Origin of the sequence: Streptomyces populi, assembly GCF_002911015.1 — a bacterium.
Classification (GTDB): Bacteria; Actinomycetota; Actinomycetes; order Streptomycetales; family Streptomycetaceae; genus Streptomyces; species Streptomyces populi.
Genome location: NZ_KZ626994.1, coordinates 1 through 17211, shown reverse-complemented (window position 1 = coordinate 17211; position 17211 = coordinate 1). Strand labels below are relative to the sequence as shown.

The 17211-nt window shown below is 71.1% G+C and carries 15 protein-coding genes and 1 pseudogene; 5 read left to right on the top strand and 11 right to left on the bottom strand.

Annotated elements, in window-relative coordinates; genetic code table 11:
* Nucleotides 1-86: 86 nt before the first annotated feature.
* Nucleotides 87-1859: an acetyl/propionyl/methylcrotonyl-CoA carboxylase subunit alpha gene (locus CW362_RS39340; RefSeq protein WP_103554386.1), complete on the bottom strand. Its 1773-nt coding sequence runs from the start codon at nucleotides 1857-1859 to the stop codon at nucleotides 87-89.
* 353 nt (nucleotides 1860-2212) lie between these two features.
* On the opposite strand from CW362_RS39340, the gene CW362_RS45800 reads away from it, so the two are divergent.
* Nucleotides 2213-2893: a hypothetical protein gene (locus tag CW362_RS45800; RefSeq protein ID WP_376453059.1), complete on the top strand. Its 681-nt coding sequence runs from the start codon at nucleotides 2213-2215 to the stop codon at nucleotides 2891-2893.
* Between the two features lie 240 nt (nucleotides 2894-3133).
* On the opposite strand, the gene CW362_RS39330 is transcribed toward CW362_RS45800, so the two are convergent.
* The 9 genes from CW362_RS39330 to CW362_RS39295 form a co-directional block, all read right to left on the bottom strand.
* Complete coding sequence (locus tag CW362_RS39330) at nucleotides 3134-3754, bottom strand: Maf family protein (protein WP_103554385.1); 621 nt, start codon at nucleotides 3752-3754, stop codon at nucleotides 3134-3136.
* Between the two features lie 51 nt (nucleotides 3755-3805).
* Nucleotides 3806-3934, bottom strand: coding sequence for a morphogenic membrane protein MmpB (mmpB, locus tag CW362_RS45405; RefSeq protein WP_276313752.1), 129 nt, complete (start codon nucleotides 3932-3934; stop codon nucleotides 3806-3808).
* A 190-nt stretch (nucleotides 3935-4124) separates the two neighbouring features.
* Entirely contained in the window at nucleotides 4125-4787 is a 663-nt protein-coding gene (locus tag CW362_RS39325; RefSeq protein ID WP_167455660.1) for a M15 family metallopeptidase, read from the bottom strand.
* Nucleotides 4784-5176: a hypothetical protein gene (locus tag CW362_RS39320; RefSeq protein WP_103554383.1), complete on the bottom strand. Its 393-nt coding sequence runs from the start codon at nucleotides 5174-5176 to the stop codon at nucleotides 4784-4786. The genes CW362_RS39325 and CW362_RS39320 overlap by 4 nt, the downstream gene beginning before the upstream one ends.
* Nucleotides 5176-7578, bottom strand: a complete 2403-nt coding sequence (locus CW362_RS39315) for a glycoside hydrolase domain-containing protein (protein WP_103554382.1) — start codon at nucleotides 7576-7578, stop codon at nucleotides 5176-5178. The genes CW362_RS39320 and CW362_RS39315 overlap by 1 nt, the downstream gene beginning before the upstream one ends.
* A 260-nt stretch (nucleotides 7579-7838) precedes the next feature.
* Nucleotides 7839-8276: a hypothetical protein gene (locus CW362_RS39310; RefSeq protein ID WP_103554381.1), complete on the bottom strand. Its 438-nt coding sequence runs from the start codon at nucleotides 8274-8276 to the stop codon at nucleotides 7839-7841.
* A gap of 175 nt (nucleotides 8277-8451) precedes the next feature.
* A complete protein-coding gene (locus CW362_RS39305; RefSeq protein WP_103554380.1) occupies nucleotides 8452-8967 on the bottom strand; it encodes a hypothetical protein in 516 nt (171 codons plus the stop codon).
* A 570-nt stretch (nucleotides 8968-9537) separates the two neighbouring features.
* The gene (locus tag CW362_RS39300; RefSeq protein WP_103554379.1) at nucleotides 9538-9747 is read right to left on the bottom strand and encodes an acyl-CoA carboxylase epsilon subunit; all 210 of its coding nucleotides are present in this window, start codon (nucleotides 9745-9747) and stop codon (nucleotides 9538-9540) included.
* A 29-nt stretch (nucleotides 9748-9776) separates the two neighbouring features.
* On the bottom strand, nucleotides 9777-11369 hold the full coding sequence (locus CW362_RS39295; protein WP_103554378.1) for an acyl-CoA carboxylase subunit beta: 1593 nt from the start codon (nucleotides 11367-11369) through the stop codon (nucleotides 9777-9779).
* A gap of 164 nt (nucleotides 11370-11533) precedes the next feature.
* Here CW362_RS39295 and CW362_RS39290 point away from each other — a divergent pair, with 164 nt between their 5' ends.
* The gene (locus tag CW362_RS39290; RefSeq protein WP_103554377.1) at nucleotides 11534-12412 is read left to right on the top strand and encodes a biotin--[acetyl-CoA-carboxylase] ligase; all 879 of its coding nucleotides are present in this window, start codon (nucleotides 11534-11536) and stop codon (nucleotides 12410-12412) included.
* 211 nt (nucleotides 12413-12623) lie between these two features.
* Complete coding sequence (locus CW362_RS39285; RefSeq protein ID WP_103554376.1) at nucleotides 12624-13979, top strand: adenylate/guanylate cyclase domain-containing protein; 1356 nt, start codon at nucleotides 12624-12626, stop codon at nucleotides 13977-13979.
* 10 nt (nucleotides 13980-13989) lie between these two features.
* Here the strand turns inward: CW362_RS39285 and CW362_RS45085 are convergent, their stop codons facing one another.
* On the bottom strand, nucleotides 13990-15750 hold the full coding sequence (locus tag CW362_RS45085; RefSeq protein WP_240658291.1) for a hypothetical protein: 1761 nt from the start codon (nucleotides 15748-15750) through the stop codon (nucleotides 13990-13992).
* Between the two features lie 203 nt (nucleotides 15751-15953).
* Here CW362_RS45085 and CW362_RS39275 point away from each other — a divergent pair, with 203 nt between their 5' ends.
* Together CW362_RS39275 and CW362_RS39270 are read left to right on the top strand one after the other, a co-directional pair.
* A complete protein-coding gene (locus CW362_RS39275; RefSeq protein WP_103554375.1) occupies nucleotides 15954-16781 on the top strand; it encodes an enoyl-CoA hydratase/isomerase family protein in 828 nt (275 codons plus the stop codon).
* A gap of 84 nt (nucleotides 16782-16865) precedes the next feature.
* A pseudogene (locus CW362_RS39270) lies at nucleotides 16866-17211 on the top strand (diguanylate cyclase); the annotation flags it as partial.

The following is a 17211-nucleotide window of genomic DNA, read 5'->3' as shown; positions in this document are numbered from 1 at the left end:
CATGGGGAAGCGCCCGGCGGACCGCAGGGGCGGTCCGCCGGGCGCTTCCGACGGGACGGGACGGACGCGTCGTCCGTCCGTGCTGCTCAGTCCTTGATCTCGCAGATGGGGGCGCCGGAGGTGACGGAGGCGCCGACCTCCGCGCTCAGGCCCTTGACGGTGCCGGAGCGGTGCGCGTTCAGGGGCTGTTCCATCTTCATGGCCTCGAGGACGACGATCAGGTCGCCCTCCTTGACCTCCTGGCCCTCCTCGACGGCCACCTTGACGATGGTGCCCTGCATCGGGGAGGCGAGGGTGTCGCCCGAGGCGACCGGGCCGGACTTCTTCGCGGCGCGGCGCTTGGGCTTGGCGCCCGCGGCCAGACCGGTGCGGGCCAGCGACATGCCCAGCGAGACGGGCAGCGAGACCTCGAGACGCTTGCCGCCGACCTCGACGACCACCGTCTCGCGGCCGGGCTCGTCCTCGGTCTCGGCGTCGGCCGGGGCGGCGAACGGCTTGATCTCGTTGACGAACTCGGTCTCGATCCAGCGGGTGTGGACCGTGAACGGGTCCTCCGAGCCGGTGAGCTCGGGGGCGAACGCCGGGTCCTCGACCACCGCGCGGTGGAAGGGGATCGCGGTGGCCATGCCCTCGACGTTGAACTCGGCGAGCGCGCGGGCGGCGCGCTGGAGGGCCTGCTTGCGGGTGGCGCCGGTGACGATCAGCTTGGCGAGCAGGGAGTCCCAGGCCGGGCCGATGACGCTGCCGGACTCGACGCCCGCGTCCAGGCGGACACCGGGGCCGGTCGGCGGCGCGAAGGCCGTGACCGTGCCGGGGGCGGGCAGGAAGTTGCGGCCCGGGTCCTCGCCGTTGATGCGGAACTCGATGGAGTGGCCGCGCAGTTCCGGGTCGCCGTAGCCCAGTTCCTCGCCGTCGGCGATGCGGAACATCTCGCGCACCAGGTCGATGCCGGCGACCTCCTCGGTGACCGGGTGCTCGACCTGCAGACGGGTGTTGACCTCCAGGAAGGAGATCGTGCCGTCCATGCCGACCAGGAACTCGACCGTGCCGGCGCCGACGTAGCCGGCCTCCTTCAGGATCGCCTTGGAGGACGAGTACAGCTCCGCCACCTGCGCCTCGGACAGGAACGGGGCGGGGGCTTCCTCGACCAGCTTCTGGTGGCGGCGCTGCAACGAGCAGTCACGCGTGGACACGACGACCACGTTGCCGTGCTGGTCGGCCAGGCACTGGGTCTCCACGTGCCGGGGCTTGTCGAGGTAGCGCTCCACGAAGCACTCGCCCCGGCCGAAGGCCGCGACCGCCTCGCGTACCGCCGACTCGTACAGCTCCGGCACCTCTTCCAGGGTGCGGGCGACCTTCAGACCGCGACCGCCGCCACCGAACGCGGCCTTGATCGCGATCGGCAGACCGTGCTGTTCGGCGAACGCGACGACCTCCTCCGCACCCGAGACCGGGTCCGGGGTGCCGGCCACCAGCGGCGCACCCGCGCGCTGCGCGATGTGCCGGGCGGCGACCTTGTCACCCAGGTCGCGGATCGCCTGCGGCGGCGGACCGATCCAGATCAGACCCGCGTCGAGAACGGCCTGGGCGAAGTCCGCGTTCTCCGAAAGGAAGCCGTAGCCCGGATGGATGGCATCCGCGCCCGAGTCCTTGGCGGCCTGCAGCACCTTGGCGAAGTCCAGGTAACTGGAGGCCGGGGTGTCACCGCCCAGCGCGAACGCCTCGTCCGCGGCACGGACATGCAGAGCGTCCCGGTCCGGTTCCGCATACACGGCAACGCTCGCGATCCCGGCATCCCGACATGCTCGGGCCACGCGGACAGCGATTTCGCCACGGTTGGCGATGAGCACCTTGCGCACGATGGCTCCCTCCTTGAAAACAAGCCGAGTTTAGGGACAGCCAACACGACGTTTCGAGCTGTCCCCAGTGGTGAGCTTGCCCACACGGAGCGTGATACGAGGCTCGCCCTACCCTCGAAATCCCTTGTCGTGCCAAGGCACGAGGGAATCCTTCCCTGAACCCTAGCCCTCAGGTGTGGCCAAGGTCTCTGTGACTCCGTGCTGCGGCCCACAACGATTCTTTGTCGAGTCCCTACGAATGGCCCAACGATTCTTTGCCCTCGGCAGAACCCTTGTCCCTGGGTTTACCCGTTAGTAGCGTTCGGGATGTCTGGAACGTACTTGGGGTAACAGCACGGAAGTGGGTGGGGCCGGTGGTGCGGAGACCGCTGGTGTGGGTGGCGGCGATCGTGCTCTTCGTGGAGGCGATAGGCATCGCCCTCCTCAACTGGTTCCTGGGCATGGTCGTCGACCGCCAGGACATGTCGATGGCGGGGCTCGACTCCGACATGATGGCTCGGTCGTCGAAGATCGGCGGGCTGGTCTTCGGCCTCTACTTCCTGGCGTGTGCCGTGTCCACCCTGTTGGTCGCGCTCCGTCGGCGCCCGCCCGGTCTTCTCGGGCGTGTCCTGCTGATCAGCGCAGCCGTGGCGCACGCCCTGCTCGGCGCCTTCACGGTGGGGCTGGTGGGCTGGGGAGCCTTTACCTTCATGATGGTCGTCTTCGCGTTGATCGTGTTCACCCTTCTGGCGTACGACCCCCGGGAGACCGGACCGGTCGACGCCGCGCCGGAGAGCGGCGGAACGGGTGACGACGAGGGCGACGCGGCCGACGCCGGCCCCGGCGGCACCGACGCGGACGGGAGCGCCGACGCGGGGAGCGCCGGCCCGGACGAGGGTGCCACCGCGGGAAGGGTCGACCTGGGGAAGGGCGCCGACGCGAAGGCCACCGGGGCGAAGGACGCCGACACGCCGACCGTCGGCACGGGGGCCGCCGAGGCGCTCGCCGCCGAACGGGAACCCGCGGTCGCGGCGGCGGCTCCCGCGGCCTCCTGACCGCCCTCTGGCCGCCCTCCCGGCTCTCGGCCGTTCTTCGGGCTCCCAGCCGTTCTTCGGGCGTCTTCGGGCGCTCGGGCGCGCCGACGCCCGGCGGGCCCGGTGGACCGGGCCCGAGGACGGGACGGCCGGGCGCTCACGCGTGCGCGCGTCCGGAACCCGACCTCTCCGTCCCGTGCGGGCGTTCCCGGAACGGCGGGGTGGCGGGGCGTCCTGGCCGGACGCCCGGGGCCGCGGTCCTCACGCCTCCCGCGGCGTCCACAACTCCGTGATGCCGACGCCCAGTTCGGCGAGCAGCCTGCGCACCAGCGGCAGCGAGATGCCGATGACGTTGCCGTGGTCGCCGTCGATGCCCTCGATGAAGGGGGCCGAGCGGCCGTCCAGGGTGAACGCGCCCGCCACGTGCAGGGGTTCGCCCGAGGCGACGTACGCGGCGATCTCCGCGTCGGTCGGTTCGCCGAAGTGGACCAGGGTCGAGGCGATCGCGGACTCCCACCGCTTCTGTGCCGTGTCCCAGACGCAGTGCCCCGTCTGGAGCGTGCCCGTCCGGCCGCGCATCGCCTTCCAGCGCGCGGTGGCCTCCTCGGCGTCCGCGGGCTTGCCGAGGGCCTGGCCGTCCAGGTCCAGCACGGAGTCGCAGCCGATCACCAGGGCACCCTGGACCTCGGGACGGGCCGCCACGACGGAGGTCTTCGCCTCGGCCAGTGCCAGGGCGAGTTCGGCGGGGGTGGGCGCGGTGACGGCGTCCTCGTCGAACCCGCTCACGATCACCTCGGGGGCGAGTCCGGCCTGCCGCAGCAGATTGAGCCGGGCGGGTGACTGCGAGGCGAGGACGAGACGGCGGCGCGGCTGATCGGTCATGCAACCAGGGTATCGGCGCCGGTCCGCCCCCGCCCGGGCCGCCGGGAAGGTTCAGCGGACGCCCACCAGGATCATCCCGATCACCATGGCCAGCGCCAGGAGAACGCCCAGGCGTCGCAACATGTCCTGCATGTCGCGGAGATCCTCGGGGGGTTCGTTCTCGGGGTCGGACCACAGCATGCTCCCGATCGTGCGACGGAAGGAGGGCCGGGCACCTGAGTACGCGTACTCAACTTGGGGGTATTCCGTGAAAGCGGGTGTCCGGGGTCGCTCCGGCGGCAGAGGATCTTCCGACCCCGCCCACCCCGCGAGCAGGAAGGGCTGCCCGGCCTGCGGCCGGGCAGCCCTGTGACAGGACCTCGGCGGCCTTCTAGAGGTAGGCCGCGGCCTTCCTGCGGCGGTCGGGGAGGAACGGGTCGATCGATCCGGCGCCGGAGCCGGGGGCCTCGTCCTCGCCGCGGATGCGCCGGGCGAGACGGGCGAGTCTGGAATCACCGGGGCGGACGTTGATCTGGAAGTGGGACTCCTTGACCGGGTTCGTGTGTCCGCCCCAGCCGATGACGCCCTGGCAGTCCGCGAGGATGTCCGCGACGACGACCTTCTCGAGTGCGGACAGGCCGGTGCCCTTCTGCGCTCCCAGCGGGTAGAAGAGCGGACGGATCGAGATCGCGGTACCGGAGAGGTGGTTCGACTCGAAGCCGGTACCGACGGCGCGGTGGGCCGTGTGGCCCTCCACGTCGCCGGGGCGGAGCATGTCGATCTCGTACGCGAACCGGCGGGCCACGTACGTCAGTACGGTGGCCACGTCGCCCTTCAGGAGCGGGACGTCGACACCGGTGCCCTCGATCCGGAAGGTGTCGATGTGGCCGCGGCCCACGACGGGCCAGTGGTTCTGTGTCCGTCCACCGCGCCACGCGCGCTGGTCGGGAACCGCTGCCGCGCTGGGGCTGCCGGCGAGGAAGGCCCCCGTGGTGACACCTGCGGCAATGCCGAGGGTCTGACGGCGGGTGAGTGTGTGAGCGGTATCGCTCAACGTGGGTGTCCTTTCCGGTAGCGGCGGTGGGCAAGGACCGCCATCGTCACCAGGCAGCCGGTCAGCACGGCCACGCAGGTGAACAGGAGTGGATTCATCCAGGCGCCGATGAGCGCCTTCTGCTCGCCGTTGTCCCAGTGGCAGGTGGCCCGCAGGGGGAAGTAGCTGCTCTCGTAGTGGTCGAAGTGGACGATGGGGCGCCTGTTGCGGAAGTCGGGGCATGCGCTCGACGGGAAGGCGAAGGCGACCTTGAACCAGCCCAGCAACAGGGTCAGGGTTCCCGTGGCGGTGGAGGCCTTGACCAGTCCGACGAGGCTTCGGCTCTTCTTGACGCGCGCGAAGGTCAGGCAGAAGCCCAGGAAGAGCACCGCCGGGACCCAGGACTGCATCAGGCCTTACCGTCCGTGAACAGTCGGGCGTGGTCGGACTTCATCTTCGCCTGGCTGCCGGCCTCGAGCCCGGCGTGCGCGGTCAGGGTCTCGGCGAAGCCGCGGCAGAACTCCCTCAGCATGTCGTCCGGGAGCAGGTGGGAAAGGACCATGTTCAGTCCTCCCCGCTGTTGTTCGAGGGCGATACGTCCGAGGTTGATGATCGGAACGTCGGTCGACGTGAGCATATGGTGCGCGGCGTCCTCCGAGGTGGTCTGCGAGGTGTTGAACCGCTTGACGCGGAAGTCCCTGAAGCGCGTTGCCCCGCCCGTCTGCTGGTAGTGCTCGCGCAGAGCCGTGGTGATGGGTGTGCCGGACCTCACCTTCTCCGACAGGAGGAACCCGTCGGCGTCCTCGATGAGGTCTCCGAAGGCGAAGGTGGACTCGACGTTGATCTTTCCGAGGCGTTCGGTGCAGTAGGTGTACCCGGACGCGTACGAGTCGCTGTCGCGACGCCACTCCCCGTAGAACGTCATGAGGTCCCCGCCCCACCCGGCCACGTCGCCCTGGTTGGCCTTGCTCCTGTCGGACAGAGGTGGCCAGACCATGTGTCCGGCCACGGTGGCCAGCAGGTGCTGCGGGCCCACGACCTGTCCCGTGAAGGGGTCGGTGAACTCGTACAGCAGCGTCGCACCCCGGCTCTCGGCGTAGTCGATGAACGCCCGGTCGACGTCGCCGATCAGCATTTTCCACTGGGTGTCCGCATAGTTCTTCTGTCGGTAGAAGTCGGTCACCAGCCGGTTCGGGTCGCCGTCTCCGTAACTCACGGCGAGGCTGTACAACTCGTCGATGTTCGCGATGAGTTCGGCGGCGGCAGACGAAGGACGGTTGATGTCGCCCTGGCCTTCGTCGGATTTGGGCCGGTGCACGTCACGGTCGAGCATGAACGTGTCGCCGCCGTTGGTGACCTGGTACTCCTTGATCTGGTTGAAGGACCAGTTCGCGGGCAGCGGGAAGCCGAGGTTGCCGGAGAACCCCCAGGACATGCCGGACACGAAGGAGTACGCCGCGTAACTCTCCTGCGTGACCTGCGCGCACACGTTCCTGGATCCGTAGACACCGTGGACGTACCGCTTGCCCTTGGATCCGAGTCCCGAGGTCACCCCGCGGAAATACTCCAGAATGTGCGGCATGTCCTCCACGGTGGCGTCGTAGTCGACGGCGAAGTAGATGACGGTTCCCCGGTTGAAACCGAAGTGGACGGCCTGGTCGTGCGCGAGCCGGCCGTGTGTGTAGCCGTTGCCCCAGTAGTACTCCCCGAGGGTCCTGGCGTTGTCCTGGAAGATGGGGAAGACCCGCAGGCCCGCGGCGAAGATGTTCTCGAGTTCGCCCTCCTCGAGCATCTTCGACCCGCCGCCGCTGGACGCCTCGTTCAGGTAGCGGCCGACGTACCGGTACTTGTCGGCGAACATCCGTTGGCCTCGTGACGGCGTGATGGTGTAGGCGGTGTCGGAGCCGGTGGCCGCCCGGTCGGGATCCCCCATGGACACCAGGAGTTGGGCCCAGGTCGGGTAGTCGCCCACACCGGTCTGCTCCGCGGTGGAGAACGCGGAGAACTGCTGGAAGTTGCGTACCCAGCCCGCTATGTCCGAGTCCCAGCTGTCGGTGAAGTGGGTCCGCTGGTCGTCCGTGGGCGCGCTCATGATCGGCTCGTTGAAGACGCAGGCGGCGGAGAACAGTTGCATGAAGATTCCGGACGACCCGGGACCCATGGTGTGGGCCTTGAGGCCGGCTTGGGTGCCAGGGCCGAAGCTCCCGGTGGCCTGGTCCTCGGGAATGCCGCTCTCGATCTGGATGGCCTTCATCAGGGCCTGCTGGACATCGCGGGAGTAGTGACCGTCCGTGGGCCCGATCGTGCAGGTGCTCTTCGTCCAGTAACGTCCGTTGAGCCACTGCTGGATGGACCTGACCTTGTCCTCGCCGCCGGAGAGGACGACGTAGGCGTCCATGTTGAGGATCGCCTTGAACACCTTGGGCTGGACCACGCCGCCGTCCCTGGCGAGGCCCATGTTCTCCTTCATCAGGTCGACCGACGAAGCGGCCGGGGAGTCGAAGGCGGTGACACCGGTGTCTCCGCCCCAGTAGCCCTTGCAGAAGAGGCCGTGGCGGAGGATCTTGACGATGTTCGGCTTCGTCTGCCAGCCGAGGCCTATGGTGCCGAGGGCGGCAAGTTTGGAGAGGGTTCCGGAACCGAAGTTGGCCACGAGAGGGCTGATGCCCAGCTCGCGCTGAAGGCCCATGGTCAAGCTGTACATGGTGGCCCAGCCGGTATTCCCGTCCTCGGGGCACCTTGCGTAGCCGGCGACGCTGCCGTAGGTGGCGTTGACCCATTTCTGGGCGGCAAGAACCTTCTCATCGGCCACAGGACGGCCTCTCCTTGATCGGTCGGATCTTCACGAATCAGGCGTGTGCGCAAAAGCGAGCGAGGGTGCGGGGCCGGACCGGGCGGTCGGCGGGTGGTCAGGGAAGCCGCACGGGCCGTGACAGGTCCGTGGACGGGGAACGGCGTGCGCCAAGAGCCCGGCCGTGCGGCTCGAGGCAGGTCGGCCGCGCGCGGCCGGGTGGGTGTGGGGCCGAAGCCCTGACGGCCTCCGTGTCCCCTCCGCGGAACACGGAGGCCGTGTCAGCGGCCGTCTCCGAAGGGATAGACGTCCTTCGTCACCTTCAGCGCGATGTCGACGTCGGCCGGATCGTCGAGCCCGTCCGCCGTCATGTCGGCCTCGGTCGGCCACGTCGTACCCGCGAACACGTTGGGGGCCTTCACGACGACGGGACGTGAGGTCTTCCCGCTCCTGGCGGTGATGACGACCGTGTACGCGGTGCGCTCGTCACCGCCGTTGTGGACGGTGAGGGGCACGACCAGCCTGCCGGCCTGCTCGCGGGGCTCGTAGGCGACGACCTCGCCTCCGGAGGCCGTTTCGACGGCGTCTCCGAAGCCGTAGTCCTCGGGTTCCGGAAGGTCGGTCCTCCCGGAGACCGGTTCGCCGCCGGGGGCGTTCCTCGCGCGTTCCTTCTGGGCGTCCCGGGCTTCCTTGCCCAGCGTGCCCCCTTGATCCTCCACGTCCGCTCGCGGGGAATCGGTTGCTCCTGCTCCTTCGGCTGCCGCTCGCGCGGATGCGGAGGTCCCCGCATCGTGCGACGTGCCGCTCCCGCACGCCGTCAGGGCGAACAGCACGGTCGTTGCTGCCGATGCGAGTCGTGAGCGACGTAAGGTCCGAGTCCGGTCGGACGGTTTGTCATCCACAGGGGAACACGTAGTCGGACTCGTAGTCGATGAACAAGCTGGAGGAGCTCGTCCCCATCTTCGCCGTCACCGGGGCGCAGGCGAAGCTGGAGACGTAGACGGGGCCGGCGTACGTGGTGAAGTTGCCGCTGTCGGGGTCGCACGCCGTGCCGTCGACCTTGCACACCTTCAGGTACATGTACCGGGCGGCACCCACGTTGTTGTCCATGATGGCGCAGCCCTTGCCGCCGTTCTCGTAGGCGAACAAGGTCGCCAGCCGCAGGCTCGGATCCGTTCCCAGCGGCAGGGGGATTCCCTTGCTGAGGGTGTAGCCGGTCCCGCAGACCGTCGCCGCCGCGGCGACCGCCTCGGGTTCGGCGCGGGCCAGAGCCCGGGTGACGGCATCGGCGTCGCTCGACACCTGTGCGGCGGGCCTGTCGGCGGCCACGGCTTGCGGCATTGCCACTGCGGACCCGAACAGGGCGAGGGACGCGGCGACCGCGCGGAGGGCGGATCTGGACTTGGCCATGATGGGCGATCTCTTTTCCGATAAGCCGAAACGGACAGTTCGACCGTGAAGGGCGGGACGTGGAAGCCGGATCGGCCATTCACGGCGCAGCAGAAATCAACTGGTTTTGCCTGTATCGGTACCGATCGGTACGTGGAATGCCGAACGGTCTGTGGCGAAGGGCTCGGGAAGCGATGATCACCGTAGATGTGGTCTAGCCCAATCCGCCATACCTTTGAACGCCGCCCGGACGGCTGGCGGGAACCGGCCCTGCAAGTGGAACCTCGCGACAGGGGGTGCAAGGCGGTGTGGTGCTTGAGTGACATCGGCGTGCACGCCATGAAACGGAATATGGGGGAGGTGCTCCGCCCGCCAAAGGTGACTGGATCTGATCAGGGCATCGACCCTCGGCCCCGTGAAGAAAGGGACGCCTTTTTTGTTCTATGGCGTGAACAGTGCGGAGTTCCAGGAGGAGTGGCAAATATGCGCAGTCGCGGCGAAGGCCGGTTTCCCGAATTCGGGAAACCGGCCTTCATGTCCGTCGCCTCTCGGCCGACGGGTTCCGCGTCGGCGGGAACCGGACCTCGACTCCTAGCCCGGCCAGTAGCTGCGGCCCCACGACGTCGGGCCCGGCTGCGGGAGCCGGTGCGCGGCGATGCGGGCGGGGTCGGACCAGGAGTCGCGCGGCCCGGACGCGCCGGACGGGGCGGACGCCACCGCCGCGGCGCGTGCGCGGACCACCGCCAGTGCGGCGGCCAGCTCCTCCGGGGTCGGATTGCCCCGTACGACCTTGATCGTCATGTCTGCTCCCAGGATCCGGGTCGGTGGGGTTACAGCGGGATGTTGCCGTGCTTCTTCGGAGGCAGTGATGCCCGCTTCGTCCGCAGCTGACGCAGGCCGCGCACGACGTGGGAGCGGGTCTGGGACGGCATGATCACGCCGTCGATGTAACCGCGCTCGGCCGCCGTGTACGGGTTCAGCAGCGTGTCCTCGTACTCCTGGATCAGCCGGGCCCGGGTGGCGTCCTGGTCCTCGGCGGCCGCGATGGTGCGGCGGTGCAGGATGTTCACCGCGCCCTGCGCGCCCATGACCGCGATCTGCGCGGTGGGCCAGGCGAGGTTGAGGTCGGCGCCCAGGTGCTTGGAGCCCATGACGTCGTACGCGCCGCCGAAGGCCTTGCGCGTGATGATCGTGATCAGCGGGACGGTCGCCTCGGCGTACGCGTAGATCAGCTTGGCGCCGCGGCGGATGATGCCCGTGTGCTCCTGGTCGACGCCCGGGAGGAAGCCGGGCACGTCCACGAAGGTCAGGACGGGCACGTTGAACGCGTCGCAGGTCCGCACGAACCGCGCGGCCTTCTCGCTCGCGTCGATGTCCAGGCAGCCGGCGAACTGCATCGGCTGGTTGGCGACGATGCCCACCGGGTGGCCCTCGACCCGGCCGAAGCCGGTGAGGATGTTCGGCGCGAACAGCGGCTGCGTCTCGAAGAACTCGGCGTCGTCCAGGACGTGTTCGATCACCGCGTGCATGTCGTACGGCTGGTTCGCGCTGTCCGGCACGATCGTGTCCAGCTCGCGGTCCTCGTCCGTGAGGGCGAGGTCCGACTCCTCCGGGAACACCGGGGGCTCGCTGAGGTTGTTGGACGGCAGGTACGACAGCAGCTGCTTGACGTACTCGATGGCGTCCTTCTCGTCGCCCGCCATGTGATGGGCCACGCCCGACACGGCGTTGTGCGTCCGGGCGCCGCCCAGCTCCTCGAAGCCGACGTCCTCACCGGTCACCGTCTTGATGACGTCCGGGCCGGTGATGAACATGTGCGAGGTCTGATCGACCATCACCGTGAAGTCGGTGATGGCGGGGGAGTACACCGCGCCGCCCGCGCACGGACCGACGACCAGGCTGATCTGCGGGATGACGCCCGACGCGTGCGTGTTGCGGCGGAAGATCTCGCCGTACATGCCGAGGGCGCTGACGCCCTCCTGGATCCGGGCGCCGCCCGAGTCGTTGATGCCGATGACCGGACAGCCGGTCTTCAGCGCGAAGTCCATCACCTTCATGATCTTCTGACCGAAGACCTCGCCGAGGGCGCCGCCGAAAACGGTGAAGTCCTGGGAGAACACGGCGACTGGGCGGCCGTCGACGGTGCCGTAGCCGGTGACCACACCGTCGCCGTAGGGGCGGTTCTTCTCCAGGCCGAAGTCGGTCGACCGGTGCCGCGCGAACTCGTCGAACTCGACGAAGGAGGCGTCGTCCATCAGCAGTTCGATGCGCTCACGAGCCGTCAACTTGCCCTTGGCGTGCTGCTTCTCGACGGCGCGCTCCGAGCCGGCGTGCGTCGCTTCCTGGATGCGGCGCTGCAGATCCGCGAGCTTGCCCGCGGTGGTGTGGATGTCGGGGTGGTGCAGCTCTTCCGGCTCGGACATCGGGTTGCGGCTCCCTGCCTGATCTAAGGGGACGTGAGGGTGACTGCTCGGAAAACGCGGTGCTCAGAAGCGGTGCTCAGAAGGGGGGCTTGCTACTCATCCGTAGCGTAGTGGCGGCCCTACCGATCGGCAGTGCGGCGTTTACCACACCTAGGCTGGGTTGCATGACGCCGCGAGATGCAGCAGACGCGAACGACAACCGGTGGTCCGACCTGGACCGTCCGCCGCTGAACGGGCCCGCCCTGCGCAGGGCACTGGTCCGTGACGGCGGCCATGGAAGCCTGTGGTGCGACGTGGAGGTGGTGGAGAGGACCGGGTCCACCAACACCGACCTGGCCGCCCTCGTCACGGGCGAGAAGGGGGTCGACGAGGGCGCGGTCCTCGTCGCCGAGGAGCAGAACGCCGGGCGGGGCCGCCTGGACCGTCACTGGACGGCGCCGGCCCGCTCCGGCCTCTTCTTCTCCGTGGTGCTGAAGCCCGCCGGAGTACCCGTCGAGCGCTGGGGCTGGCTGCCGCTGCTCACCGGCGTGGCCGTCGCGACGGCCCTCTCGCGCTCCGCGGGAGTCGACACGGCACTCAAGTGGCCCAACGACCTGCTGGTGACCGTGGACGGCGAGGAACGCAAGGTCGGCGGCATCCTCGCCGAGCGCGCGGGGAACGACGCGGTCGTGGTCGGTATCGGCATCAACGTCTCCCTGCGCGCCGACGAACTGCCCGTGCCCGGCGCCGGATCGCTGGCGCTGGCGGGAGCGACGACCACGGACCGTGACACCGTGCTGCGGGCCGTGCTGCGCTCCCTGGAGGAGTGGTACGGGCGCTGGCGGGACGCGGGCGGCGATCCCGTCGCCTCCGGCCTCCAGGAGACGTACGCGGCCGGCTGCGCGACGCTCGGGCGCGAGGTGCGGGCCGAGCTGCCCGGAGACCGGACGCTCGTCGGGGAGGCGGTGGCCCTGGACGGGGACGGCCGCCTCGTCATCGCGACGGCGGACGGCGCCCGGGAGCCGGTGGGCGCCGGGGACGTGGTGCACCTGCGTCCCGCGTGAGCCGACGGGCCGGCGGCCCGACGGGCGTGGTGCGGCGAATGGTGTGAGGGTGTGGTCCGGTGTGCGGTGGGACGGCGCGGACCGGGCAGTGGTCCAGTCCTTCGGCACCGTCTCCGGCCCAGGTCCCGCCATCGGGAGTGAGCCAGCGCACACCTGCCGTAGAGTTGAGCGCGGTCGAACCTGACCACGGCAGATCGGAAGGGCAGCAGGAGTGACCGTCGACGACACCGGCTCCGGCACGGGTACCCATCCCGCCCCCGGCGGCGAGCCGGGCCGTACCGCCGGGCCGGTCACGGACGGCGAGGCCCGGCAGGAAGCCCGTCCCGACGCCGGGACCGGCGTCCGCCCGCAGGACCGCTCGGACCACCGCCCCGAAGACGGCCCGGACGCGGGAGGCGGCGTCCGCGGGAACGGCGGTTTCGACGTGGAGAGCGGCGACGGCACCGACGCCCGGTCCGCGGCGCGGCACGAGGTGAACGGCCGGGTGGACCCCGAGACCGAGCCGGACTCCGGGGAGAACCCGCTCGCCCTGCGTCTGGAGGGGCTGATCCTCGGCGCCGAACGGCGCTACACCCCGTTCCAGGCGGCCCGCAGCGCGGGCGTGTCCATGGAGCTGGCCTCCCGCTTCTGGCGCGCGATGGGCTTCGCGGACATCGGCCAGGCCAAGGCGCTGACCGAGGCGGACGTGCTCGCCCTGCGCCGCCTCGCCGGTCTCGTCGAGGCGGGCCTGCTGAGCGAGGCCATGGCCGTCCAGGTCGCCCGCTCCACCGGGCAGACCACCGCCCGTCTGGCCGAATGGCAGATCGATTCCTTTCTGGAGGGCCTGACCGAGCCCCCGGAACCGGGAATGACGCGCACCGAGGTGACGTACCCCCTGATCGAACTGCTCCTGCCCGAACTGGAGGAGTTCCTCGTCTACGTCTGGCGCCGCCAACTCGCCGCGGCCACCGGCCGGGTCGTGCAGGCGGCGGACGACGAGGAGATGGTCGACCGCCGTCTCGCCGTCGGCTTCGCCGACCTGGTCGGCTTCACCCGGCTGACGCGCCGCATGGAGGAGGAGGAACTCGGCGAACTCGTCGAGGCCTTCGAGACCACCGCGGCCGACCTGGTGGCGGCCCACGGGGGCCGGCTCATCAAGACCCTCGGCGACGAGGTGCTCTACTCCGCGGACGACGCCGGCGTCGCCGCGGAGATCGCGCTGCGGCTCATCGAGACGATGGCCAACGACGAGACGATGCCGGAGCTGCGCGTCGGCATCGCCTTCGGCACGGTGACCACCCGGATGGGCGACGTGTTCGGCACGACCGTGAACCTGGCGAGCCGCCTCACGTCCATAGCCCCGCGCGACGCCGTCCTCGTCGACGGCGCCTTCGCCGAGGAGCTGACCCGCACCGGTGACGCGCCCGCCTCCGAGGCGGAGGCCGCCGAGGCCGCGGCCGCCGCGGAGAAGGAGGGCGAGGAGCCCCCCTCGTACCGCTTCGCGCTCCAGCCGATGTGGCAGCGGCCCGTTCGCGGTCTCGGCGTCATCGAGCCGTGGCTGCTGGCCCGCCGCGCCGACGAGTCGTAGCGCCTCCGGGTCATTGCCCGTCGTCGCCCGGTGACAGCAGCCCGTCCACGCAGATCCCCACGATCGGTACGCACACGTCCGGAGGCCGGTGGGACGGCGCCGGCGTGGTCGGGGCCGGGGTGTGCCGCGGTGCCTCGGCGGACGGGGTGGCCGTCGGCGTCGGCCGCGCGGGCGGAGGTGTCGTCACGGGGGCCGTGGGGATGCCGGTGCTGCCCGGTGCCGTGGTGACGGGAGCCGTGCCGCGTGCCGTCGGGACCGTGGCGGCCGGTGTCGGGACCGGTCCCGGGAACCGGCTGGTGTCCGAGGCCGGGGCGGGGCTCGTCCCGCCCATCGCGGGGCTCGCCGGGGCGGCTCCGGCCCGGGTGGGCGAGGGCATGGCCGCGACGGTGGGGACGGCGTCGCCCGTCGTGTCGCCGTCCGTGGCCGTCGCGACCGGTTCGGCCTCCGCGTTCCCCCCGGCCGCGCCCCCGGTCGCCGCGTCCGGCGTCATCCGGGCGAGGCTCAGCACTCCCGCGGCGAGCGCGAGTCCGCCCATGGCGAAGAGCACCCGGCGCCGGCGGGGCTTGCGGTGCCGGCCCCGGACGGCACCGAGCCGGACGGGTGCGGTTTCGTCGTCGCCGGGTACGTACGCGGGGCGGCGCCCGTCGGCCGGACGCGGTGCCGGAACGATCCCGCGCCCCCCGGCGCCGGTCCCCCTCGCACCCCGCACCCCCTCACGCGCCGTGCCCCCGGCTTCCGTCCCGCGCGTGCTCGCCGAGTCTCCGGCGGCGGCTCCGCGTGCCTCGCCCCCGCCCCCGTCCGCGGTGGCGCCCTTTCGGGCCTGAGCCCCGGCCCCCGCCCCGCGCCCGCTCGCCAGGCCCTCGGCGGCACGCACCTCGCCCCCGGCTTCCGTCCCCCGGGCGCCCGTCGCGGCGGCGGCCTTCCGGGCCTCCGCTCCGGTTTCCGTCCCGCGCTCACCCGCCAGGTCTCCGGCGGCGCGTGCCTTGCCCCCGGCTTCCGTTCCTCCGGTGCTCGCCGCGTCCCCGGTGGCACGCGCCGTGCTGTCGGCTTCCGTCCCCCGGGCGCCCGTCGCGGCGGTGGCCTTCCGGGCTTCCGCTCCGCGTGCGCTCACCAGGTCTCCGGCCGCGTGGGCCGTGGGTCCGGCTTCCGTCGCCCGGGTGCCCGTCGTGACGGTGATCGTCGGTGCCTCGGTCCGCGTCTTCGGGAGGTGCGGGCTCGTCAGGTCTCCGGCGGCGTGGGCCGTGCCGTCGGCTTCCGTTCCCTGGTTGCCCGCCGCGGCCGCGATCGTTCCCGTCGTGGCCGGGGTGGCCCAGACCTTCGCGGCCCGGTCCGGGGTGGTCCCGGCCTTCCCCGTGGCGGCAGGTGCGGGCCCGGACGCCGCGGTCCGCCGGGGCGGGGTGCCGGTCCCGGTGCCGCCCGTCCCCCTGGCGGCCGCGGTGTCGGCGTCGGCCCTCTTCCTGGCGGCCACCAGGATGGCGCCCATGCGGACGGTGGGCGTTTTCACGGTGGGCGCGTCCAGGGCGTCCGGCTCGGGCACGCCGGGCGGCGTGGCGGCGGGCATCGCCCTGTTGAGCGGTGTGACGTGGATCCACCGGTCGTCCGCCGACGCGGTACCGGCCGGTGCGGAAGCCGCCGTCGCGGAGTCGGACCGCCGGACCGGCGAGGTGCCCGGCCCGTTGTCCTCGGACGTCCGCTGGGCCGGCGGTCGCGTGAGTGCGGTTCGCGGGCCCGGCCGGGTGCCGGCGGCCTGCGGTGTCTCGCGGTTCGTCATGGTCGTCCCTCCCCGGTGATCCGGTGTCCCTGATGCGCTGCGGCGGTGCGCAGGTTATGCACGGCCGAAGGGCGAAAAAACGAAGTTGGGTGACATGTCACTCGAACGAGGAAGTGCGGCCCGAGGGCACGGGTTTCGCGGGACGGCCTCTGCTGCGATGATCGGGACATCGATTGTTAACCCGCGTTAACCGGGAGGGTGTCATGGCGCAGCAGGAGGCGGACCAGGTGGTGGAGCAGGGCGAGCGGAGGTTCGGGGAGTTCGTCGCCGTACGGCGGCACGGGTACGTCGCCGAGCTCGTCCTCGACCGGCCCAAGGCCATGAACGCCGTGTCCACGGACATGGCGCGTTCGATCGCCGGTGCCTGCGACGCGCTCGCGGCGGACCGGGACGTGCGCGTGGTCGTGCTGACCTCCACCCATGAGCGCGCCTTCTGCGTCGGCGCCGACCTGAAGGAGCGCAACTCCTTCAGCGACGCCGAGCTGGTGCGGCAGCGGCCCCTCGCGCGATCCGCGTACACGGGCGTCCTGGAGCTGCCGATGCCGACCGTCGCCGCCGTCCACGGCTTCGCGCTGGGCGGCGGGTTCGAGCTGGCGCTGTCCTGCGACCTGATCGTGGCCGACCGGTCGGCGGTCGTCGGACTGCCCGAGGTGTCCGTCGGCGTGATCCCCGGAGGCGGCGGCACGCAGCTGCTGCCGCGCCGGGTCGGCGCCGCGCGCGCCGCCGAGCTCATCTTCTCGGCGCGGCGTCTGGAGGCCGCCGAGGCACGGGAGTTGGGTCTCGTGGACGAGCTGGTGGAGGCCGGGCAGGACAGGGCGGAAGCGCTCGCGCTGGCCGCCCGCATCGCCGCGAACTCCCCGGTCGGGCTGCGCGCCGCCAAGCGCGCCCTGCGTCTCGGTCACGGACTCGACCTGCGGGCCGGCCTGGAGGTCGAGGACGCGGCCTGGAGGTCCGTCGCCTTCTCCGGCGACCGGGCGGAAGGGGTCGCCGCGTTCAACGAGAAGCGCAAGCCGGAGTGGCCGGGGGAGTAGGCCCCGGGATCCGGGCCCATGGTCCGTACCCCTGTTCGCCCCGCTGACGTCCCAAATGTGGGCAAACATACCTAGCCTGGGGTGATGGGTGAGGAAAGTCGGCTGAGGGCCGTGGTGACGCTGGCGCAGGGGATGGCGGCGGCGCACACCCCGCGGGAGTCGTGGCGGGCCGCGGCGCTCGGCGCGTGTCACGCGCTGGCCGGGAGCTTCGCCGCGCTCTCCGTGTGGGAGCGCGAACTCGGCCGGCTGCGGGTGCTGGCCAACGTGGGCGACCGCGCCCCGGACGAGGACGAGTTCCCCGACGGGGAGGCCTACCCGGTGCACCAGTTCCCGGAGATCACCGAGTTCCTGCACGAACGCTGGGCGGGCGGCGGCGAGCCCAACGCCTGGGTCGAGACCGCCGACGGCCCGGCGGCCGGTTTCGCCGGGT